A 20,301-nucleotide genomic window follows, 5' to 3' on the forward strand; every position below is an offset into this window, starting at 1 on the left:
CGTCCGAAGACGCCGATCACCTGTGCGGAGGCGGCATGACCAGGCTGTCGTCGGCCGTCCGTGACAGGCTCGCCGACGCCGGCGGCGAGGCCACCGCGGGACGCGTCGCGGCGGCGCTGCGCGCCGAGGACCGGCTCCTCGGCGACCGCGAGGTCCTCGCGCTCACCGACGAACTGCGCGCCGAGTTCGTCGGCGCCGGCCCGCTCGAACCGCTGCTGCGGGCGCCAGAGGTCACGGACGTCCTGGTGAACGGGCCCGGCGAGGTGTGGGTCGACGCCGGCTCGGGGCTCGTCCGCACCGATGTCCGATTCCCGGACGAGGCCGCCGTGCGCCGCCTGGCCCAGCGCCTCACCGCCGCCGCGGGCCGCCGCCTCGACGACGCGGCCCCGTACGCCGACGCGCGCCTCCCCGGCGGAGTCCGGCTGCATGCCGTCCTCCCACCGGTCGCCGCGAACGGCACGTGCCTCTCCCTGCGCCTTCCGCGCCGCCGCGCCTTCACCCTCGCCGAACTCGTCGCGACCGGCACCGTCCCGCCCGAAGGCGCCGCCCTGCTCTCCGCACTGATCGAGACCCGCGCCGCGTTCCTCATCACCGGAGGGACCGGCACGGGCAAAACCACACTGCTCAGCAGCCTTTTGTCACTAACGAATCCAGGCGAGCGGCTTCTCCTCGTCGAAGACTCCGCCGAACTGCGTCCGACGCATCCCCACGTCGTCCGCCTAGAAGCCCGCCCACCCAACGTGGAAGGCGCCGGCGGCGTCACCCTGAACGACCTGGTCCGCCAAGCCCTCCGAATGCGCCCCGACCGCCTAGTGGTCGGCGAGGTTCGCGGCAGGGAAGTCGCAGACCTCCTCCAAGCATTGAACACCGGCCACGAGGGCGGCTGCGGCACCCTGCACGCGAACACGGCGGCGGACGTCCCCGCACGCCTGGAAGCACTGGCCTGCGCCGCCGGCCTCTCCCGCGAGGCGGTCCACAGCCAGCTCGCCGCCGCCCTCGACATCGTCGTCCACCTGGTCCGCGAACCCGGCGGAGGCCGCCGCCGCGTCGCCGAGGTCTGCCTGCTGCGCCGCGCGGCCGACGGCCTCGTCGGCGTCCTGCCTGCCGTCACCTTCACCGCGGACGGACGGACGATCGCGGCCGCGGGAGCCGACGCCCTCGCGTCCCGCCTGGGGTGGACGCCATGACCCACACGATCGCGCTGGCCGCCCTCTGCTCCGCCGCGTCGGCCTGGCTGTTGCTCGGACCGTCCCCCGCCGGCGCGCGCCTCGCCCGCATCCTCGTTCCGCCCCCTTCACCAGGAGGCCCCGCCCTCCGCGCCCACGTCGACGCGTTCAGAGAGCGGAGGAGCAGGCCCGCCCGCCGCCGGACCTCGATCATCGAACTCTGCGACGGGATGGCCGCAGAACTCGCCGCGGGCCGAGCCCCGGAAGAGGCGTTCGCGCTGTCCGCCGCCGTCCTCGACCCGCACGTGGCCGCCGAGCTGCTGAAACCCGGCCGCCCACCCCCGTCGATCCCCGACCACCTGACCGAGTTGGCGCACGAGCCCGGCGCCGAGGGCCTGCGCCTCCTCGCCGCCTGCTGGCGCGTCGGCACCGAACGCGGCGGCACTCTCGCCACCGTCCTGGACGGCTTGGCCGCCGCACTCCGCGACGAGGAAGCACAACGCCAGGACGTCTCGGTCCAGCTGGCGGGCCCCCGCGCAACGGCCCGCCTTCTCGCCACCCTGCCGCTCCTCGGCGTCGGCCTGGCCGCGGCCATGGGCGCTCACCCCCTCACCTTCCTCTGCGGCTCCATCCCCGGCCTCGCCTGCCTGCTCACAGGCGTCGCCTTCAACGCGACCGGCCTCTACTGGACCCGCCACCTGGCCAAATCCGCCGAGTCCCCCACCTAGCCGACCAAGCCCCACCCCCGGCCAGAACCCGCCCCGACCACCCGCGCCCGACAGGCCGCCGCGCGAAACCTAACGCGGCACGCCCTCGACGACACCCAAGGAAGCACCTCAAAAGGACCCAAGAACGCCGCCAACCGCCCTGGTGCCGGCTCCGCACGTCCACTGCCAGCCCACGAAGCACCAGCACCGGCCAGGGGTGGCGGGCGTGGTGAAGGGGCGGTGGTGAGGGCGGTTGGCGGAGGCGGGCGTCGGCGGGGTTGCGGGCCAGAGCGTGTTGAGGACGAGGTAGCGGGCCGTGGGCTGAGGAGCCGTGGGCCATTGAGTGATGGAGGAACGATGGTGACGTTGATGGTGGTGCTGTGCGCGGCGGTCGCGGGCTTTCTTCTGCCGAAGGGTGTTAATGCGGCCGGGCGCAGGCTTGAGGGGCAGTTCGGGGAGGCTTCGCCGAGGGGGCAGCCGCCGTGGAAGCGCGTCCCGGATGCATCGGGGTCCGCGGTAGCGCGGGGCGGCGGGGATGCGGAGCGCGCGGAGACGGGGCGGCGTGACGCGGTGTTGCGGCGGGCGGCGTCGCTGGTGGCCGGAGTTCTTTGCTGGGTGACGTTCGGCGGGTTCATGGGCGCGGTGCTCGGCCTCGTCGTCGCTGGGGCCGTCTGGTACTCCTTCGGACGGCTGGGGAGCGCCGACCGGCGGCGACGGCGGGGGCGCATCATCGCGGACCTTCCGGTGGCCGTCGACCTCCTTGCCGCGTGTCTGCGCGGTGGCGCCCCATGGCAGGACGCGGTCGAGGCGGTCGCGGACGCAGTCGGCGGTCCGCTCGGCGAGGAACTGCGCGGTGTTGCCGTCCAGATCCGCCTCGGCGCCGATCCCGTGGAGGCATGGCTCGCGCTCACCGAGGAGCCGGTGCTGGCACCGTTGGCCCGCACCGCCGTCCGTGCGGTCTCCAGCGGCGCCGCCTTGGCGCCGTCCCTCGGGCGCCTCGCCCGAGACCAGCGGCGCGTCGCGCGGACGGCCGCCGCCGCACGGGCGCGCGCCGCGGGCGTCCGGGCGCTCGCGCCGCTGGGTCTGTGCTTCCTGCCCGCATTCGTCCTGCTCGGAGTGGTGCCGGCGATCGCCGGGATCGCCTCGACCATCCTCCTGCCGTGGTGAACCCGCCGAGTTATCCACAGAACGCGGTTCGCCTGGTGGCCGGATCCGCCGCACCGGAGTCTGGGATCGGACGCGACCGGGCGTCCCCAAGGAGAACAGGGAGGCCCCATGCGGGCGATACAGATGGTGGTGCGGAGATGGCGGAGCCTTTCCGGAGACCGCGGGATGTCCACCGCCGAATACGCCGTCGGAACGATCGCCGCCGCGGCGTTCGCCACGCTGCTCTACAAGATCGTCAACAGTCCGGAAGTCCACACGCTGCTGCAAGGGATCATCAAAAAGGCGCTGCAGATGGCCGGGTGAGCCGCGGCGCCCGCGACCGGGGCATGGTGACGGCCGAGATCGCGCTGGCACTGCCCAGCCTGGTGCTGGTCACCGCGATCGCGCTGTGGGGAGTGGCGGCCGCGTCGGCGCAGCTCACCTGCACCGACGCCGCCCGGACGGGCGCGCGGGCGGCGGCACGCGGCGAGTCCCTCACCGCCGTCCGGGAGCTGGTGGTCAAGGCGGTCCCGCCCCACGCCACGGTGACGGTCCACCGCGACGCCGCGACCGTCCAGGTCGACGTCTCCGCTCCGGTCAGACCGCCGGCCGCGACGGGACTGCCCGCCCTGACCGTCCACGCCCATGTGGCCGCCGCGACGGAACCGGGCGCCGCGGACGACGACACCTGACCCCGACCCCGCGCACGTCCGCCACCGGCACCCACCGCGGCAGACGAACGCCCACCAGCGCTGGGCGTCCGGCCGCTAGAGCCCCGACCACCTGTGGTGGGCGGCTGGTGGAGCCGGCCACCTGTGGTGGGCGGCTGGTAGCGCCGGCCACCTGCGGTGGGCGGCCGGTAGCGCCGGCCACCTGGGGTGGGCGGGAGGGAGAGCCGGCCGCCTGCGGTGGGTGGGTGGTTGGCGGAGCGGTTGCTCGGGGTGTGGTTGGTGGAGCCGGCCGTTCCTGAATCGGTCGGACGGCTCGGGGCGGGGCACGGTGACGAGCTTGCCGAAAACGATGCCGACTGCGGGCCGCGGTTGTTGGGCGGAGGCATGGGCTGACGAAAGGGAGGTGCAGTTATGGCAGGGAGACCGCGCACCGGGCGACGGGCGGGGGTGGGGTGGCGGTGTGATCGGGGGGCGGGGACGCTCTGGGTGGTGGCCTTCATGGCCGTCATCTGGGTCGGGGGCGTGGTGGCCGTCGGGGTCGGCGGGGTGCGGGCGGCGCGGCATCGGGGGGACGCGGCGGCGGACCTGGCCGCGCTCGCGGGGGCGGCGCGGGTGGCGGACGGTGCGGCGGGCGCGTGCGGGAAGGCGCGGGCGATCGCGAGCCGGTCGGGGGCGCGGATGGTGCGGTGCCGGGTCCGCGGCGAGACCGTCGAGGTCGAGGTGGCGGTGGGGCTGCGCGTGCCGCTCGGGGGCGGTGATGTCCGGGTCCGATCGAGGGCCCGGGCTGGCCCCGTGGGACGGGACGGCGTAACCTGGCCCGGCGCGACTCGTTGCACTGAGTGTCAATAGGAGGGTGCGTGAGGTGGGGCCGGTTTCTGCTACCTCTTTGTCACCTTCCTGTGATTTTTCCTACCGTCCGGTACGTTACGCTGCCCTGAGCCCATAGTCATCACTCGGCACAGTGCGCCCCGCGAGCGTCGTTCTCGGCGGGTGGAGATGCAGGACGCTGTCGAAGGGATTGAGGCCGTGACCATCATTCGCAGGATCGGTGCAGTCGCACTCGCGGCGCCCCTTGCGATGAGCATCCCGGTCCTCGGGGCGTTGCCCGCGGACGCCGCCACGACCGCCGTGATCAGCCCGGCGGACGGCGCCGTCATCACCAGCGGGACCAGCGTGACCGTGAAGGCCCACTACGACTTCGCGCTGAAGATGCAGCTGCGCGTCGACGGGCCCGGGATCGGCGACACCTTCCTCAAGGAGAGCAGCTGGGCGGGCGACCTGTCGGCCCCGCTGGAGCTGCGCCGCAACGGCAAGTACAAGGCCTACCTCAAGGGCTCGATCACCGGGAAGGTCTACGACACCAGCTACTTCACCGTCCGGATCGCGCCGGCCGCGCCGACCGGCGTCTCCGCGAGCGTGTCCGGAAGCAAGCTCGTGGTGAAGTGGAACCGCGGCTATGAGGACGACCTCCTCGGCTACTCCCTGTCGGGTTCGGGGGTGAGCTCGAAGTCCGCCTCCACGGCCTCGCTCTGCTCCGGCACGAACTGCTCCGCCAGCCTGTCCATGACGCGGTCGAGCGGAGCGGTCTCGGTGGGGGTGCGGGCCAGGCGGTCCACCGGGACGGGCGGGTCGCTGTACTCGTCCCCCGCCACGGCCACCGCGATGGCGGCCGGCGGCACCGGGAGCCTTCCGACCGGCAGCGCGCCGTCCCTGCCCTCCGGGACCTCCGGGCCGAACACGTCCACGCCGCTGACGCCGTTCAACAACGAGTCGCCGGTCACGCTGCCGTCGGTCCAGCCCGACGGCGCGACGCCCGGCCTCACCTACCCCGCGCCGCAGATCGCGACGGACCAGCCGAAGGCCGTGAACGTCGCGGCGACCGACCGGCTGCAGTGGGGCAAGAGCGTCGGGATCGCGCTGATCCTGCTGATCGTCGCCGCGCACCTCGGCACCTGGACGCGGCGGCTGCGCGTCTCCCAGGCCGGGGCGAGCGGCCTCGGCCGGGCCGCGCGGATCGCCCGCGGCGGGACGGGACGCAAGCGCGTCAAGAGTGCGCGTGAGCGGATCGCCCGTGCGGAGGCCATCGCCAAGACGGGTGCGGTGAAGCCGGCCGGCAAGGGTGCGCACGGCGGCGACACGATGGTGCTCGGTGCGGCGCCGAAGAAGGCGAAGAGCAGGTCGGGGCGGCGTTCGGCGGCCGCCGGCGGCAAGCCCGGCGGTGTCGACGTCCAGATCGCGAAGCCGGCGTCCGGGAAGCCCGCGGGCAGGCGCCGTTCCCAGCCCCGCAGTCACCGCCGCAAGTAAGCCGGTCCGTCCGGCCCGGTCCCTGGGTGATTCGTGGTGCTAGGGGGCCGGCTGGGGCTTGGACGGGGGTTGAGATCGGTCTAGGCTGCCGAGCCAGCCGGATCCCCGGCTCGTCCGGCACGGGAGAGGAGACCCTCCGCATGATCATCTTGGGGCTGGTCGTCACGCTCGCCGCACTCGCCGCGGCCGTGGCCGTCATCCTGGGCAACACCGGCGGCGTCCACGTGACCGCGTTCGGGCACGAGGTCCCCGGCATCACGCAGCAGTGGCACCTGTTCCTGGCCGGCGTCGTCGTCGCGATCGTGTTCATGGCCGGCGCGGGGATCGCCGCGCTCGGCTTCCGGCGGGCCGTGAACGTGCGCCGCGAGCTGCGGGATCTGCGAGACGAGCACGAGGAGTCGCTGCAGACGCTGGAGATGGAGCGTCGCAAGCTGCAGCAGGCGCTGGCGCAGGCCCGCCGCGGCCTGGACGAGCAGGCGCCCGTTCCCGCCCAGCGCGTCGCCCCGAACTGAAGCCCCCGACGACTCGCGAACCGGCGTCGCTCGCAGGCCGCGCGGGAGGTGTCAGGGGGCTGAGTTCAGGAGTGCGGCCAGCAGCGTGAGGGCGCCCTGCTTGTCGAGGGGGTCGTTGCCGTTGCCGCACTTGGGGGACTGGATGCAGGACGGGCAGCCGGACTCGCATTCGCAGGCGGCGATCGCGTCGCGGGTGGCGCGGAGCCAGGCGGACGCGTCGGCGTAGCCGCGTTCGGCGAAGCCGGCGCCGCCCTCGTGGCCGTCGTAGACGAAGACGGTGAGCAGCCCGGTGTCGGGGTGGACGGCGGTGGAGACGCCGCCGATGTCCCAGCGGTCGCAGGTGGCGTAGAGGGGGAGCAGGCCGATGGAGGCGTGCTCGGCGGCGTGCGCGGCGCCCGCGAGGTCGAGGTCGCCGAGGGCGTCGACCTGCGCTTCCGACAGCGTCCACCAGACGGCGCGGGTGCGCAGGGTGCGGGGCGGGAGGTCGAGCGGTTTCTCGCCGAGCATCTCGCCGGTCTGGACGCGGCGCATCTGGTAGGCGACGACCTGGCTGGTGACGTCGACGGTGCCGTAGCAGAGGGTCGCCTCGCCCCAGGAGATGGAGCGGAGCCGCTCGGCGATGGTGATGTCGGTGACGTCGCGGGCGGTGGTGGAGTAGTCGGGGTCGGCGGCCTCGACGAGGGCGACGGAGTCGTCCAGGTCGAGGGTCTGGACGATGAACGAGTCGCCCTGGTGGATGTAGACGGCGCCGTCGTGGACGGTGGTGTGCGCGGAGGCCTCGTCGACGGTGCCGAGGAGGCGTCCGGTGGCGGTCTCGACGACCTGGACGGGCGCGCCGCCGGCGCCGCGGATGTCGGCGAGGTCGCAGGCCTTGTCGCGGCGCGTCCAGTACCAGCCGTTGGGGCGGCGGCGCAGGAACCCGCGGCGGACGAGGTCGGGCAGCAGGTCGGCGGTGGACGGTCCGAAGAGCGCGGCGTCGTCGTCGGTGAGGGGGAGTTCGGACGCGGCGGCGCACAGGTGGGGTTCGAGGACGTAGGGGTTGTCGGGGTCGAGGACGGTGGCCTCGACGGGTGTCCCGAAGATCGCCTCGGGGTGGTGGACGAGGAAGGTGTCGAGGGGGTCGTCGCGGGCGACGAGGACGGACAGGGCGGCCTGCCCGGACCGTCCGGCGCGTCCGGCCTGCTGCCAGAGGGAGGCGCGGGTGCCGGGCCAGCCGCAGACGAGGACGGCGTCGAGCCCGGACACGTCCACCCCGAGTTCGAGGGCGTTCGTGCTGGCCAGCCCCACGATCGAGCGGGAGCGCAGCGCGGCTTCGAGGGCGCGGCGCTCTTCGGGGAGGTAGCCGGCGCGGTAGGCGGCGACCTGCTCGGCGAGGCCGGGGGCGACCTCGTGCAGGGCGCGCTTGGCGCCGAGGGCGACGGATTCGGCGCCGCGCCGGGACCGGACGAACGCCAGGGTCTGGACGCCTTCGACGACGAGGTCGGCGAGGAGGTCGCCGGCTTCGGCGGTGGCGGTGCGGCGGACGGGGGCGCCCTGTTCGCCGCGCAGTTCGGTGAGGGGCGGTTCCCAGAGCGCGAAGGTGGCGGGGCCGCGGGGCGAGGCGTCGTCGTCGACGGCGACGACGTCGAGGCCGGTCAGCCGGGACGCGGTGGTCGCCGGTTCGGACGTGGTGGCGGACGCGAGGATGAAGGTGGGGTCGGCGTGGTAGCGGGCGCAGACGCGGCGCAGCCGGCGGAGGATCTGCGCGACGTGCGAGCCGAAGACCCCTCGGTATCCGTGGGCCTCGTCGATGATGACGTAGCGGAGGCGGCGCAGGAACGACGACCAGCGGGAGTGCCCGGGCAGGATCGACCGGTGCAGCATGTCCGGGTTCGTCAGCACGTAGTTGGCGTGCTGGCGGACCCAGGTGCGGTCGTCCCGGGGAGTGTCGCCGTCGTAGGTCGCGGCGCGGACGCGGGTGAGCCGCAGGCCGCGCAGCGCGCGGAGCTGGTCGGCGGCGAGCGCCTTGGTCGGCGACAGGTAGAGGACCGTGCCCTCGCGGCGGTGGTCGTCCTCGCCCGCATAGATCGCCTCGATGGAGGGCAGCAGGTAGGCGAGGGACTTTCCGGACGCGGTGCCTGTGGCGATGATCACAGACCGGCCGGCGCGGGCGTGCTCCGCGGCGGCCGACTGGTGCTCCCACGGGGCCTGGATGCCGGCGGCGGCCAGCCGGTCCACCAGCAGTGGCGTCGACCACGTCGGCCACGGTGCGCGACGGCCCTGACGTGCGGGAACGCTTTCCACATGGGTGATGCGGCCGCGCCGGGACGGGTCGGCGAGCAGCCGGTCGAGAGGGGTTGAAGATCTTTGGGCGGCCATCAGGTTTTCAGTTTGCCAGCCGGGGCAAAACTACGGGAACGCCCCGGCGCCGGTGGGCCCGATCCCCCTGTCCTCCGCGCGAGATCAGCAGGTCAGACGGGACGGCGCGAACTTTCGCCCGACTGGTCGATAACGTGCGTGCGCCGCGCCGGAGCGTGGTTGAATCACGGCGATGTCTCGCCGTCCGGGCCGCCGCCGCGGAGCCCGGAGGGCGGGATCGGATTGTGCTGCACGGCGCTGGAGGATTTGTGGACCTGAAGGTGAACGACTACACCACCGACGATGGCCTCACCGTCATCAACGTGGAGGGCGAGATCGACGTCTACACGGCGCCGAAGCTTCGCGAGAAGCTCATCGACCTGGTCAACAAGGGCAAGTTCCACCTGCTCGTGGACATGGAGAAGGTCGAGTTCCTGGACTCGACCGGTCTCGGCGTCCTGGTCGGCGGGCTCAAGCGGGTCCGCGCGCACGACGGCTCGCTGGAGCTGGTCTGCACCCAGGAGCGCATCCTCAAGATCTTCCGGATCACGGGGCTGACCAAGGTCTTCGGCATCCACGACTCGATCGCCGAGGCCGAGGAGAAGCGCAAGGGCGCGAAGTAGGCGGCCTGACACCACGATGGCGACCGTTGAACTGTCCTTCAGTGCGCTTCCCGTGCACGTCCGGACCGCCCGGCTGATCGTGACCGCGGTGGCCCGCCGCAGCGGCGTCGCCGAGGCGCTGCTGGACGAGGTGCGGCTGGCGGTCGGCGAGGCGTGCTCGCGGGCCGTGGAGGCGCACCGCCTGCACTGCCCGGACGAACCCGTCCGGCTCGAGCTGACCGGGTCCGGGCGCCGCTTCGAGGTCACCGTGAGCGACACCGTTCCCGGGGACGACGCGGCGGGCGGGCCGCCGCCGCGGCCCGACGAGGACGATCTGGACTTCGATCTGGGCGAGGGCACCGCGGAGCTCGGGCTGGCGGTCATCGCCGGGCTGGCCGACGATGTGGAGATCGCCACGACGCCGAAGGGCGTCCAGATCCGGATGAGCTGGCCGGCGGAGGCCGAGGCGACCATCTAGCCCCGGCGAGGCCGGTCCGGGGGCGTCCCTCCTCGAGTTCCACCGACGCGCCCGTCCCCGCGAGACCGCATGGCGAAGGCCCCGCTCCGGCGGGGCCTTCGCCGTCTCCGCGGACGGGTCACGGGGTGAGGACGATCTTGCCCTGGGTGCGGCCGGACTCGACGAGCTCGTGCGCCTTGGCCGCGTCCTCCAGCGGCAGGACGTGCGCGACGTGCGGGCGCAGCCGGCCGGAGTCGACGAGCGCGGTGAGCGCTTCGAGGCCCGTGTGGTCGGGCTCGACGGTGATGCCGGCGAAGCGGCGTCCGGCCGCGGCGGTGGCCGCCGCGAGTTCGGCATCCTCGCGGTCCACGGCGGTGACGAGGACGCCGCCCGGCCGCAGCACGCTCAGCGACCGCTCGCCGTATCCGCCGCCGACGGCGTCGTAGACGATGTCGAGGTCGCCGGTGGCCTCGGTGAAGTCGGTCGTCCGGTAGTCGATGACCTCGTCGGTGCCGAGCGAGCGGACGAAGTCGTGCTTGGCCGCGCTCGCCGTCGCGACGACGTGCGCGCCGAGCGCCTTGGCGATCTGTACGGCGACGTGGCCGACCCCGCCGCCCGCACCGTGCACGAGGACCCGGTCGCCCTCCCGGACCCCTGCAGCGTCGACGAGGCCCTGCCAGGCGGTGAGCCCGACGAGGGGCAGCGCGCCGGCCTCGACGTGGCTCAGCCCGGCGGGCTTGCGGGCGATCTGCCGGGACGGCGCGACGACGTACTCGGCGTAGGCGCCGGCGGCGCGCGGGAACAGCGGCATGCCGTAGACCTCGTCGCCCGGCGCGAACCGCGTGACGCCCGGGACGACCTCCTCCACGACGCCGGACACGTCCCAGCCGAGGACGAACGGGGGCTCGCCGAGCAGCGGGAACGAGCCCGCGCGGATGTAGGCGTCGACCGGGTTGACGGACGTCGCGCGGACGCGGACGAGGACCTCCGCCGGGAGGGGCGCCGGCCGCCCGGTCTCGACGACTTCGAGGACGTCCGGGCCGCCGAAGGAGCGCTGGGTGACCGCACGCATGATCTCTTCTCCTGGTGTTCGCGGGAACCTGATGCTGATCACCGTACGGAGCGGATGGGAGACGCTGAATGTCTCGGCGTCGTCACTTCATGTCCGTTCGTCTCGCGGTCGCGACGTAGCATGCCCGGTATGGACGTGCTCACCGAAGTGATCGCCTCGATGCGGACCGGCCTTCCGGCGGCGACGCGCACCGACGCGCGGGCGCCGTGGGCACTGCGGCTCCGCCCGGTTGCGGGCGCCGGGTTCCACGTGATCCTGGAGGGGACCTGCTGGATCGTCCCGCCGGGCGACGCCGGTGGTGAGCCCCTCGAACTGGCGGCGGGCGACGTGGTGTTCCTGCGGTCGGGCCGCGAGCACGTCCTCGCGGACGACCCGTCCACGCCGCCGGCCGGGTTCCACACCGGCCCGGACGGCGGCGGGAGCTTCGGCGAGCTGGCGATCGACGGTCCCGGCCCGCGGACGGTCATGCTGTGCGGGGCGTACGACCTGGACCAGGCGCGCCCGCATCCGCTGCTGCGCGGGCTGCCGCCGGTGATCCACGTCCGGGCGCGGCACGGCCGGCATCCGGAGCTGCGCGCGGCGGTCGCGCTGCTCGGCGCGGAGCTGTCCGGCGGGCGGCAGGGCGCGGACGGGATCGTCCCGCCGATGATCGACGTGCTGCTGTTCTACGTCCTGCGGGCCTGGCTGGACGACGCGGACGCGCCGGACGGCTGGGCGGCCGCGCTCACCGACCCCGGCGTCTCGCGCGCGCTCCGGGCGATCCACGACGAGCCGGGACGGCGGTGGACGGTGGAGGAGCTGGGCCGGTGCGCGGGCCTGTCGCGGGCGGCGTTCGCGCGGCGGTTCGCGGCGCTGGTCGGGGAGCCGCCGCTGGCGTACCTGACGCGCTGGCGGATGACGACGGCGGGCCGGCTGCTGCGCGAGACCCGCGACCCGCTGAGCGCGGTGGCGGAGCGGACGGGCTACACCTCGGAGTTCGCGTTCGCCAAGGCGTTCAAGCGGGAGTTCGGCGTGGCGCCGGGCGGCTACCGCCGGTCCGCCGCCCGCCCCCGCTCCGCCTGACGCCGCCGTGGCGGAATTGGCGGATGTGGCTCTTGGGGCCCCGGGGACGGGGGAGTCGGCGGCGTGTGGGATTCTCTGCAGAGATTGATCTTGAATCGCCCCGATTTGGGCCTGGACATATTACGTGTTAATGCCTAGCTTAATTAGCGGGCGGCGCATGCGCCGCCGCCGGAGGACGCTGCCCGCGGCCTAGTCAAGGTGGCCGCGGAGTGACATTGTGCTTACCGGGACTGACCTGCGGAAATAGCGGCCGACCCGGTTTAAAGGTCAAATTACGGCGTAATGCGGATTGCTTTTCCGTGACATCCTCATTAAGGGTCTGGCGGCCTTCTCATTCGCCCTTCTCCTGCGTAGACTCCCGGCACCCGCGCTGCCGTGCGAGGCGTTCGAAATCAGGACTCGCGGGGTAGGCGGTAAAGATCGTCTTTTGACGGTCGGATCGCAACGCCCCTGTCGAGGAGGACGGATGTCTGGGCTTTCCCTGTCAAGCCCGGCCACTGCAGCAGCAAAGGTAGATCTCGGCGGCGGCGACCTGTCACTGGTCGTCGTCGTCGCCGTGATCGCCTTGCTGGCACTGGCCGTCGCCGCGGGTCTGGTACGCGATGTACTGGCCGCGGGTCAGGGCACCGAGAAGATGCAGGAGATCGCGCGCGCGGTCCAGGTCGGCGCGAGCGCCTACCTGAAACGCCAGTTCCGCACGGTCGGCGTCTTCGTGGTGCTCATTCCGCTGGTGCTGCTGCTCCTGCCCGCCGACTCCTGGAGCGAGCGCATCGGGCGGTCGGTGTTCTTCGTCATCGGCGCGGTGTTCTCGGCCGTCACCGGCTTCACCGGGATGTGGCTGGCGGTCCGCGGCAACGTGCGGGTCGCGGCGGCGGCCCGCGAGGAGGGCGGCGAGAAGACCGCGATGCGGATCGCGTTCCGCACCGGCGGCGTCGCCGGCATGTTCACCGTCGGCCTCGGGCTGTTCGGCGCGGCGATCGTCGTGCTGGCCTACCAGGGCGACGCGCCGAAGGTGCTGGAGGGCTTCGGGTTCGGCGCCGCGCTGCTCGCGATGTTCATGCGGGTCGGCGGCGGCATCTTCACCAAGGCCGCCGACGTCGGCGCCGACCTGGTCGGCAAGGTCGAGCAGGGCATCCCGGAGGACGACCCGCGCAACGCGGCGACGATCGCCGACAACGTGGGCGACAACGTCGGCGACTGCGCCGGCATGGCCGCGGACCTGTTCGAGTCGTACTCGGTGATGCTGGTCGCCGCGCTCATCCTGGGCACCGCGGCGTTCGGCAACCAGGGCCTGGTGTTCCCGCTGCTGGTGCCGATGATCGGCGTCATCACCGCGGTGATCGGCATCTTCGCGGTGATGCCGCGCGACGGCGACCGGTCCGGGATGTCGGCGATCAACCGGGGCTTCTTCATCTCGGCGATCATCTCCGCGGTGCTCGTCGCGATCGCCGCGTTCGCCTACCTGCCCTCGTCGTTCGCCGACCTGGACGGCGTCTCGAACGCCTCGATCCGCGGCCTGGACGCCGACCCGCGCTGGGTGGCGCTCGGCTCGGTGCTCATCGGCATCGTGCTGGCGAGCGCGATCCAGCTGCTCACCGGCTACTTCACCGAGACCAACCGCAAGCCGGTGAAGGAGGTCACCAACAGCGCCCGGACCGGCCCCGCGACGGTGATCCTGTCCGGTATCTCGCTCGGCCTGGAGTCGGCGGTCTACACCGCGCTCGTCATCGGCGGCGCCGTCTACGGGGCGTTCCTGCTCGGCTTCGGCAACACCACCGTCGCGCTGTTCGCGGTGGCGATGGCCGGCACCGGGCTGCTCACCACCGTCGGCGTGATCGTGTCCATGGACACCTTCGGGCCCGTGTCCGACAACGCGCAGGGCATCGCGGAGATGTCCGGCGACGTGCAGGGCGAGGCCGCGTCGGTGCTGGAGCGGCTGGACGCGGTCGGCAACACCACCAAGGCGATCACCAAGGGCATCGCGATCGCCACGGCGGTGCTCGCCGCGACCGCGCTGTTCGGCTCGTTCCGGACGGCGGTGGAGTCGGCGCTGGCCAAGGCGTCCAAGGGCGCCAAGGACGCGATCGGCTCGACGTTCGTCAACGGCGGCCACATCAACCTGTCGATCGACAACCCGAACGTGCTGATCGGGCTGATCATCGGCGCGGCCGTGGTGTTCCTGTTCTCCGGCCTGGCGATCATGGCGGTCGGCCGGGCGGCCGGACGCGTCGTGGTCGAGGTGCGCGAGCAGTTCCGCACCAAGCCCGGGATCATGGACTACACCGAGAAGCCGGACTACGACCGGGTCGTCGACATCTGCACCCGGGACGCGCAGCGCGAGCTCGCCACCCCCGGGCTGCTGGCGATCATGACGCCGATCGCGGTCGGGTTCGCGCTCGGGTACGCGCCGCTCGGCGCCTACCTCGGCGGCGCGATCGCGGCCGGGGTGCTGATGGCGGTGTTCCTGTCGAACGCCGGCGGCGCCTGGGACAACGCGAAGAAGGTCGTCGAGGAGGGCTTCCTCGGCGGCAAGGGCAGCGAGGCGCACGAGGCGACGGTCATCGGCGACACGGTCGGCGACCCGTTCAAGGACACCGCCGGTCCCGCGATCAACCCGCTGATCAAGGTGATGAACCTGGTCGCGCTGCTGATCGCGGACGCGGTCGTGACCTACGCCGACAACTACGCGCTGCGCGTCGGCGTGACGGTCGTGGCGGTCGGCATCGTCGTCGCGGCGATCGTCGTGTCCAAGCGGCGCGCCGACCCGATCGCGCCGTCGGCGGACGCGGGCGGCGACCAGGCGGCGAAGCCCGCCGTGAAGGGCGGCGACGCGAACGGCGGCGGGAACGGCGGCGCCGTCGAGGCGACCGCGCCAGAGCAGGCGCCGGCCCCCGCGGAGGAGGCGGTCGCGGTCGAGGCGAACGGCTCGGCGGCGTCCGGCAAGGCCGACGAGTCCCCGGCCGGGGCGTCCTGATCCGTCCGGAACGCGAGGGGCCGGTGGCGTCGCGCCACCGGCCCCTTCCGCGTTCCCCCGGGTGGTGTCAGGACCACGCGGGACCGGTCGTACGCTGTACGCGGGAACGTGACCGAGGAACGGGAGGCGCTGTGGCGAGCGGCGGGAAGCCGGCCTTGTCCGGCGGTAAGGGCTTCGCCCTGGTGCTGTGCGGGATGCTCGCCATCCTGCTCGCGTTGTGGGGCCTGGCGGCGCTGGTCGCGCCGTAGGGTGGCGGCATGCCGACGCTGATCGTGCTCCGCCACGCCAAGGCCGTCACGGCCCTCGGGACGCCCGACGCCGACCGCGCCCTGAACGACCGCGGGCGGCGCGACGCCGCGGCGGCCGGCGAGTGGCTGCGCGCGGAGGGGCTCGTCCCCGCGCGGGTGCTGTGCTCCCCCGCCGTGCGGACGCGGGAGACGCTCGGGCTGCTCGCGCTCGGCGCCGATACCGGCGTCGACGTCGAGCCGAAGATCTACGACAACGACCTGGACCTGCTGCTGTCCCTGGTCGCCGAGGCGCCGGACGACGCGGGGACGGTCCTGCTCGTCGGGCACAACCCATCGGTGCACCAGCTCGTCCACGACCTGACCGGGCAGGCCCCGGACCGGTTCCCGACCTGCGCGCTCGCGGTCGTCGACCTGCCGGGCGCGTGGGCGGACGCCCGGCCCGGCGCGGGCACCCTGGTCACGTTCCGGGCTCCGAAGGACTGACCGGCTCCGGTTCCGCCTCCGGCCCGGGCTCGGACCCCTGCCCGACCGCCGCGAGCGAGGCGTTGATCACCCGTCCGGTGTCGCGGCGCAGCGACCGGACCGCGTACCGGGTCCCCGACACCTGCAGCAGCGCGTGCCGCAGCGGCGTGAACTCCTCCCGTCCGACACCCGACTTGATCTCGGCGCGGCGCCGTTTGGTGAGCTTCTTCAGGTAGGCGTCGAGGTCGGCGAGCTCGTCCTCCAGCTCCGCCGCGGGCGAGCGGGACTTCAGGTCCTCGTCGGGGTCGTCCAGGAGCCCGGCGGCCTCCTCCAGCTGGTCGGCGAGGCGGTCCAGGATCTCCGGGACCGGCCCGGCGTCGACGGCCTCCTCCCGCGTCACCCGCGACACCGCGATCAGGTGGTCGCGGACGCGGTGCGCGGCGCGGACGGCGTCGCGCAGCCGGCCGATCAGCTCGGTGTCGGGCAGCCGCTCGTGCCGCAGCCGGTCCGCCGTCTCGGCGACGGCCTCGGCGGAGCGCTCCGCGGTGACGACCTTCTCCTGCGGCAGCCGGACCCGTTCGCCGCCCACCACGTCCGCCGCCGCGCGGACGAGGTCGGCGTGCACCGACAGCATCCGGCCGAGCTGGACGGGCAGCCGCTCCACGTGCCCGGCGGGCCACAGCAGCCGGACGGCGAGGAACGACAGCACCGTCCCGCCGGCGACCAGGCCGATCCGCTCGCCGGCGATGCGCCAGTCGGACGGCGCGGAGAAGTCGAGCAGCATCATCGCCAGCGGCGTGCCGAACAGCCCCCAGTAGGCGAAGTTGATCGGGCGCAGCGCGAACCCGGCCAGCGCGAACGCGAAGACGATCATCGCGACGACGCGCTGGGTCGGCGCGAGCGTCAGCACGATCGCGGCGACCACCGACCCGGCGGCGGTGCCGCCGACGCGCTGCACGAGCCGTTCGACGGTCTCCCCGTAGGTGGCGCGCAGGCTCAGCATCGCGGTGATCGTCAGCCAGTGGCCGTGCGGGATGTGCAGCGCCCCGGCCAGCGACATCGACACGACCGCGGTGACGTACACGCGGGTGATCTGCCGGAACAGCGGGGAGCGGGTGCGGACGGCGCGGCGCATCCGGTCCAGCGCCGACATCGGGTCGGGGGCGCCCGGCATCCGCGGCGGCCCGATCCCGATCCGCAGCCCGGCCGCGATGGTGCGGCGCGCGGACGACGTCTCACCGGCGATGCGGTCGATGGAGCGCCGCACCTGCCCGATCAGCGACACCGCGACCAGGTCCTCGTCGCCGGCGAGCCCGGCCCGCCTGATCTGCTCGGCCAGCCGGCCCATCCGGCGGACCGCGGCGGACTCCTCGCCGCCGAGCGGCGCCTCGCCGTTGGTGGCGATCGCGCCGGCGAGCAGCCGCAGCCGGGCCGCGAGCGCGGACACGGCGGTCTGCGTCTCCAGCTCCCATTCGCGGTCCGGCGGGTAGTTCTTCGCTGCCTCCAGGACGGCCTGCAGCGTGACCGTCTCGTGCAGGACGCGGCCGAGCGCGTCGATCAACCGTTCCGGCCGGGTGGGCTCCCCTCCACCGCGCCCGGACCGGTATAGGCCGTAGACGGCGCGGGCCTCGGTGAGCGCCTCGGACGCGGCGCGCCGCCGCTCCTCCCAGTCGGGCATCCGGGTGACGGCGAGCAGGTCGGGGTTGGTGAGCTCGACGGCGTCCAGCGGGCTCGGGTCGGGCGCGCCGACGTCCTGCGCGACGGCGTCGAGCGCCTCGGCGACGCGGTCGGCGGCGTCGGCGAGGGCCTCGCGCAGCGGCCGCAGCCGCCGCACCGGCCACGGGACGAGCAGCAGGCCCATGGTGAGGAGTCCGCCGATCAGCTCCAGCAGGCCGACGCCGATGACGTCCGCGGACGGCGGCCGGATCGCGCTCAGCAGCACCGCGAGCCCGGCGGTCGACCCGATCCGGGGGACCGCGACGCCGAGCGCGATCAGCGGCGGCACGACGATCACCGCGGGCCAGGTGTGCCCGCTGAGCAGGCCGCCGACCGCGGACCCGATCGCGACCATCAGCACGCCGCTCGCGAGGTCCCGCGCCCGGTTCCCGTACGGGCCCTCCGGCGCGCGCAGCGCGACCAGGTACGCGCCGAGGGCGATCATCGAGCCCTGCGCGGCGCGGCCCGTCAGCGATCCGACCAGCAGCGGGATCGCCATGGCGAGGGCCGCCGCCAGCCCATAGAACGGCGCCGACTGCCCGTTGATCTGGGCGTACGCCGACCGCGCACGCTTCAGCACCGCTCCGGCTCGCCTTCCCGACTCGTCCCGCCGGTCCCGGCGGGTGCCGGGGACCGCACACCGCCACTCCTACCCCGAAAACCCCCACGGTGATCGTTGCGGGGCGGGCGGCGTGCGCGGATTCACAGGTAGGCGGCGGTCTCCCGCACGGTGCCGAAGCGGGGGAAGATCCGGCGGACCGCGAACTCGTGCTCCTCGGCGGCGAAGCCGGACATCGCGTCGGAGACGAACTCGACCTCGTAGCCGTGGTCGCTCGCCGCCCGCGCGGACGACTCGACCCCCATCGTCGTGACGAGCCCGCCGAACACCAGGGTGGTCGCGCCGCGCTCCTGGAGGCGTTCGTGCAGGTCGGTGCCGTGGAACGCGCCGACGGCCCGCTTGGCGACGAGGATGTCGCCGGGCTCGGCGAGGCCGTCGGCGAGCTCGCTGCCGGGAGGCTGCCGCGGCACGCCCGGCCGCTTGACCCGGACGAGCGCCACCGGGAGGCCCCGCGCCCGGAACGCCGCCGCGAGGGACCGGCACCGGTCGAGCACCTCGTCACCGGTGTGCGGGGCGACGGGGAGGGCGACGATGCGGGGCATCAGGTCGATGAGCACGAGTGCGGAGGGCATGATCGTTACCTTAGATCCGGCCCGCGCCGGATTTGACCCTGACGTCGCAGGAGGGCCGACGATCGGGGGCCATGAGCGAATTCATCAGCCCCGTCCCCCTGCCGGGGCCCGACGCGAAGCCCGCGGACGTCTACCACGAGATCTACCCCATGCCGATGTTCGTGACCGTGCCGACCCGCGACCTTGCCGAGTCCCGGGACTTCTGGATGCGCGGGCTCGGCTTCGTCGACCTGTTCTCCGTCCCCGGCCAGATCACGCACCTGCGGCGCTGGGCGTTCCAGGACGTCCTCCTGGTACCCGGCGAACCGGCGGCCGCGGCGCCGGCGGTGGGCGTCAGCTTCGCCTGCGTGCTGAGCCAGCTCGACGAGATCGCCGCCCGCTGCGAGGAGCTGGTGCCGGGCTGCACGAGCGGGCCGGAGGACAAGCCGTGGAACTCCGTCGAGCTGGAGGTCGTCACGCCGGAGAACGCGCGGGTCGTGATGACGGCCGCCAGGCCGCTCGACCCGGACGGGCCGCAGGCCGGCTGGATGCGCGAGATGGGCATCGAGGTCCCGCAACCGTGAGCGCGCACGTCATCGGCCTGGTGCGCGACACTGGGCCGATGACGCACGCCGGGGAGGACGGGCTGACCGTCGGACGCACTGCCGCGCTCGTCGGGGTGAGCGTGAAGACCCTGCACCACTGGGACGCGGTCGGGCTCGTCCGCCCGGGCGGGCACACCGCCGCCGGGTACCGGGTGTACGCCGACGACGACATCGCCCGCATCCACCGCGTCCTGGTCTACCGGGAGCTGGGCTTCCCGCTCGCCGAGATCGCCCGGATCCTCGACGACCCGTCCGCCGACGCCCGCGACCACCTGCGGCGGCAGCGGGCCGAGCTGGAGCGGCGCGCCGGGCGCCTGCGGGAGATGGCCCGCGCCGTCGACCGCATGCTGGACGCGCTGGACTCCGGGCTGCGGCTGACACCGGAGGAGCAGGTCGAGATCTTCGGCGCGGACTGGCGGCCCGAGTGGGTCGAGGACGCCCGGGACCGCTGGGGCGGCAGCGCGCAGTGGACGCAGTACGCCGAGCGCGCCGCCGCGATGACCGCGCGGGACTGGAAGGACGTCGCGGCGCGGACCGAGGCGTTCAACGCCGACCTCGCCGCCGCCCGCCGCGCCGGGACCGTCCCCGGCTCCGCCGAGGCCAACGCCCTCGCCGAGCGGCACCGCGCGCTGATGGCGACCTATTTCGACTGCACCCACGCGATGCACGCGTGCCTGGGGCGGATGTTCGCCGACGACCCGGGCTTCGCCCGCTACTACGACGCGATGGAACCGGGCCTGGCCGGCTGGTTCCGCGACGCCATCTTCGCGAACGCCGAGGCCCGCGGCATCGACCCCGCCACCGCCGTCTGGGAGTGAAAAATCCGGTCCCCGTCTCTGACGGGGACCGGATCAGAATCAACGTCGTGGGCCCGCCCTGGCGTGCGGGACCGGCCCCGGCGGGTTTACTTCTTCTTGGTGAACACGCGGATGACCAGCTTCGCCGTGGTGGTGATCGCCGTACCGGCGATCTTCCCCATGTCTTCGGCGACCCTCTCCGCGGGCTTCCTGGCCTTGGTCATATCGATCATCCCCTGGTTGTCATTCTTGCTGCGGACGACTCTCGACCGCATGTAGTACTGTCGCCGCGC

19 protein-coding genes are annotated in these 20,301 nt (G+C 73.5%); 15 read left to right on the forward strand and 4 right to left on the reverse strand.

Features of this window, described 5'->3' with window-relative positions; translation table 11 throughout:
• Window positions 1–35 precede the first annotated feature (35 nt).
• From J4709_RS42060 to J4709_RS42095, 8 genes are all read left to right on the forward strand, one after another.
• Window positions 36–1,187: a TadA family conjugal transfer-associated ATPase gene (locus tag J4709_RS42060; RefSeq protein ID WP_208250551.1), complete on the forward strand. Its 1,152-nt coding sequence runs from the start codon at window positions 36–38 to the stop codon at window positions 1,185–1,187.
• Entirely contained in the window at window positions 1,184–1,894 is a 711-nt protein-coding gene (locus tag J4709_RS42065) for a type II secretion system F family protein (RefSeq protein WP_208250557.1), read from the forward strand. Before J4709_RS42060 ends, J4709_RS42065 begins: the two co-directional genes overlap by 4 nt.
• 573 nt (window positions 1,895–2,467) lie before the next feature.
• Window positions 2,468–3,040: a type II secretion system F family protein gene (locus J4709_RS42070; RefSeq protein ID WP_307802024.1), complete on the forward strand. Its 573-nt coding sequence runs from the start codon at window positions 2,468–2,470 to the stop codon at window positions 3,038–3,040.
• 123 nt (window positions 3,041–3,163) lie between these two features.
• Window positions 3,164–3,343, forward strand: coding sequence for a DUF4244 domain-containing protein (locus tag J4709_RS42075; RefSeq protein WP_307802032.1), 180 nt, complete (start codon window positions 3,164–3,166; stop codon window positions 3,341–3,343).
• Complete coding sequence (locus J4709_RS42080) at window positions 3,340–3,711, forward strand: TadE family type IV pilus minor pilin (RefSeq protein WP_307802025.1); 372 nt, start codon at window positions 3,340–3,342, stop codon at window positions 3,709–3,711. The genes J4709_RS42075 and J4709_RS42080 overlap by 4 nt, the downstream gene beginning before the upstream one ends.
• Window positions 3,712–4,101: 390 nt before the next feature.
• Window positions 4,102–4,539, forward strand: coding sequence for an Rv3654c family TadE-like protein (locus tag J4709_RS56275; RefSeq protein ID WP_372442227.1), 438 nt, complete (start codon window positions 4,102–4,104; stop codon window positions 4,537–4,539).
• A 228-nt stretch (window positions 4,540–4,767) separates the two neighbouring features.
• Window positions 4,768–5,994, forward strand: coding sequence for a hypothetical protein (locus tag J4709_RS42090; RefSeq protein ID WP_208250567.1), 1,227 nt, complete (start codon window positions 4,768–4,770; stop codon window positions 5,992–5,994).
• 140 nt (window positions 5,995–6,134) lie between these two features.
• Window positions 6,135–6,506, forward strand: coding sequence for a hypothetical protein (locus tag J4709_RS42095; RefSeq protein ID WP_208250568.1), 372 nt, complete (start codon window positions 6,135–6,137; stop codon window positions 6,504–6,506).
• Window positions 6,507–6,557: 51 nt separating this feature from the next.
• On the opposite strand, the gene sftH is transcribed toward J4709_RS42095, so the two are convergent.
• A complete protein-coding gene (sftH, locus tag J4709_RS42100; RefSeq protein ID WP_208250570.1) occupies window positions 6,558–8,864 on the reverse strand; it encodes a DEAD/DEAH box helicase in 2,307 nt (768 codons plus the stop codon).
• 248 nt (window positions 8,865–9,112) lie between these two features.
• Here sftH and J4709_RS42105 point away from each other — a divergent pair, with 248 nt between their 5' ends.
• Both J4709_RS42105 and J4709_RS42110 read left to right on the forward strand, forming a co-directional pair.
• On the forward strand, window positions 9,113–9,466 hold the full coding sequence (locus J4709_RS42105) for an STAS domain-containing protein (protein WP_021597910.1): 354 nt from the start codon (window positions 9,113–9,115) through the stop codon (window positions 9,464–9,466).
• 16 nt (window positions 9,467–9,482) lie between these two features.
• The gene (locus J4709_RS42110; protein WP_208250572.1) at window positions 9,483–9,923 is read left to right on the forward strand and encodes an ATP-binding protein; all 441 of its coding nucleotides are present in this window, start codon (window positions 9,483–9,485) and stop codon (window positions 9,921–9,923) included.
• A gap of 118 nt (window positions 9,924–10,041) precedes the next feature.
• Here J4709_RS42110 and J4709_RS42115 read toward each other — a convergent pair whose 3' ends face one another.
• A complete protein-coding gene (locus J4709_RS42115; protein WP_208250574.1) occupies window positions 10,042–10,974 on the reverse strand; it encodes an NADP-dependent oxidoreductase in 933 nt (310 codons plus the stop codon).
• A gap of 129 nt (window positions 10,975–11,103) precedes the next feature.
• Here J4709_RS42115 and J4709_RS42120 point away from each other — a divergent pair, with 129 nt between their 5' ends.
• From J4709_RS42120 to J4709_RS42130, 3 genes are all read left to right on the forward strand, one after another.
• On the forward strand, window positions 11,104–12,036 hold the full coding sequence (locus J4709_RS42120; RefSeq protein ID WP_208250576.1) for an AraC family transcriptional regulator: 933 nt from the start codon (window positions 11,104–11,106) through the stop codon (window positions 12,034–12,036).
• 466 nt (window positions 12,037–12,502) lie between these two features.
• Window positions 12,503–15,010: a sodium-translocating pyrophosphatase gene (locus J4709_RS42125; RefSeq protein ID WP_208250579.1), complete on the forward strand. Its 2,508-nt coding sequence runs from the start codon at window positions 12,503–12,505 to the stop codon at window positions 15,008–15,010.
• A gap of 257 nt (window positions 15,011–15,267) precedes the next feature.
• A complete protein-coding gene (locus J4709_RS42130) occupies window positions 15,268–15,741 on the forward strand; it encodes a SixA phosphatase family protein (RefSeq protein ID WP_208250581.1) in 474 nt (157 codons plus the stop codon).
• On the opposite strand, the gene J4709_RS42135 is transcribed toward J4709_RS42130, so the two are convergent.
• Window positions 15,716–18,016 carry an FUSC family protein gene (locus tag J4709_RS42135; protein WP_208250583.1) on the reverse strand — a complete coding sequence of 767 codons (2,301 nt, stop codon included), beginning with the start codon at window positions 18,014–18,016 and terminating at the stop codon, window positions 15,716–15,718. The two genes, J4709_RS42130 and J4709_RS42135, sit on opposite strands and share 26 nt — an antisense overlap.
• A gap of 122 nt (window positions 18,017–18,138) precedes the next feature.
• Window positions 18,139–18,627 carry an isochorismatase family protein gene (locus J4709_RS42140; protein ID WP_208250585.1) on the reverse strand — a complete coding sequence of 163 codons (489 nt, stop codon included), beginning with the start codon at window positions 18,625–18,627 and terminating at the stop codon, window positions 18,139–18,141.
• Between the two features lie 71 nt (window positions 18,628–18,698).
• Between J4709_RS42140 and J4709_RS42145 the strand changes: the two genes are divergently transcribed.
• Both J4709_RS42145 and J4709_RS42150 read left to right on the forward strand, forming a co-directional pair.
• On the forward strand, window positions 18,699–19,190 hold the full coding sequence (locus J4709_RS42145) for a VOC family protein (protein WP_208250587.1): 492 nt from the start codon (window positions 18,699–18,701) through the stop codon (window positions 19,188–19,190).
• Window positions 19,187–20,029, forward strand: a complete 843-nt coding sequence (locus tag J4709_RS42150) for a MerR family transcriptional regulator (protein ID WP_307802026.1) — start codon at window positions 19,187–19,189, stop codon at window positions 20,027–20,029. Before J4709_RS42145 ends, J4709_RS42150 begins: the two co-directional genes overlap by 4 nt.
• The last annotated feature ends 272 nt before the right edge of the window (window positions 20,030–20,301 follow it).

The organism is Actinomadura violacea (assembly GCF_017573465.1).
GTDB classification, from domain to species: domain Bacteria; phylum Actinomycetota; class Actinomycetes; order Streptosporangiales; family Streptosporangiaceae; genus Spirillospora; species Spirillospora violacea.

Excerpts from the sequence above, each read along its gene's own strand:
- J4709_RS42060 (WP_208250551.1), top strand. The coding sequence starts at position 36 with ATGACCAGGCTGTCGTCGGCCGTCCGTGACAGGCTCGCCGACGCCGGC.
- J4709_RS42065 (WP_208250557.1), top strand. The coding sequence starts at position 1,184 with ATGACCCACACGATCGCGCTGGCCGCCCTCTGCTCCGCCGCGTCGGCC.
- J4709_RS42075 (WP_307802032.1), top strand. The coding sequence starts at position 3,164 with ATGGTGGTGCGGAGATGGCGGAGCCTTTCCGGAGACCGCGGGATGTCC.
- J4709_RS56275 (WP_372442227.1), top strand. The coding sequence starts at position 4,102 with ATGGCAGGGAGACCGCGCACCGGGCGACGGGCGGGGGTGGGGTGGCGG.
- J4709_RS42090 (WP_208250567.1), top strand. The coding sequence starts at position 4,768 with ATGAGCATCCCGGTCCTCGGGGCGTTGCCCGCGGACGCCGCCACGACC.
- J4709_RS42095 (WP_208250568.1), top strand. The coding sequence starts at position 6,135 with ATGATCATCTTGGGGCTGGTCGTCACGCTCGCCGCACTCGCCGCGGCC.
- sftH (WP_208250570.1), bottom strand. The coding sequence starts at position 8,864 with ATGGCCGCCCAAAGATCTTCAACCCCTCTCGACCGGCTGCTCGCCGAC.
- J4709_RS42110 (WP_208250572.1), top strand. The coding sequence starts at position 9,483 with ATGGCGACCGTTGAACTGTCCTTCAGTGCGCTTCCCGTGCACGTCCGG.
- J4709_RS42115 (WP_208250574.1), bottom strand. The coding sequence starts at position 10,974 with ATGCGTGCGGTCACCCAGCGCTCCTTCGGCGGCCCGGACGTCCTCGAA.
- J4709_RS42120 (WP_208250576.1), top strand. The coding sequence starts at position 11,104 with ATGGACGTGCTCACCGAAGTGATCGCCTCGATGCGGACCGGCCTTCCG.
- J4709_RS42125 (WP_208250579.1), top strand. The coding sequence starts at position 12,503 with ATGTCTGGGCTTTCCCTGTCAAGCCCGGCCACTGCAGCAGCAAAGGTA.
- J4709_RS42130 (WP_208250581.1), top strand. The coding sequence starts at position 15,268 with ATGCCGACGCTGATCGTGCTCCGCCACGCCAAGGCCGTCACGGCCCTC.
- J4709_RS42140 (WP_208250585.1), bottom strand. The coding sequence starts at position 18,627 with ATGCCCTCCGCACTCGTGCTCATCGACCTGATGCCCCGCATCGTCGCC.
- J4709_RS42145 (WP_208250587.1), top strand. The coding sequence starts at position 18,699 with ATGAGCGAATTCATCAGCCCCGTCCCCCTGCCGGGGCCCGACGCGAAG.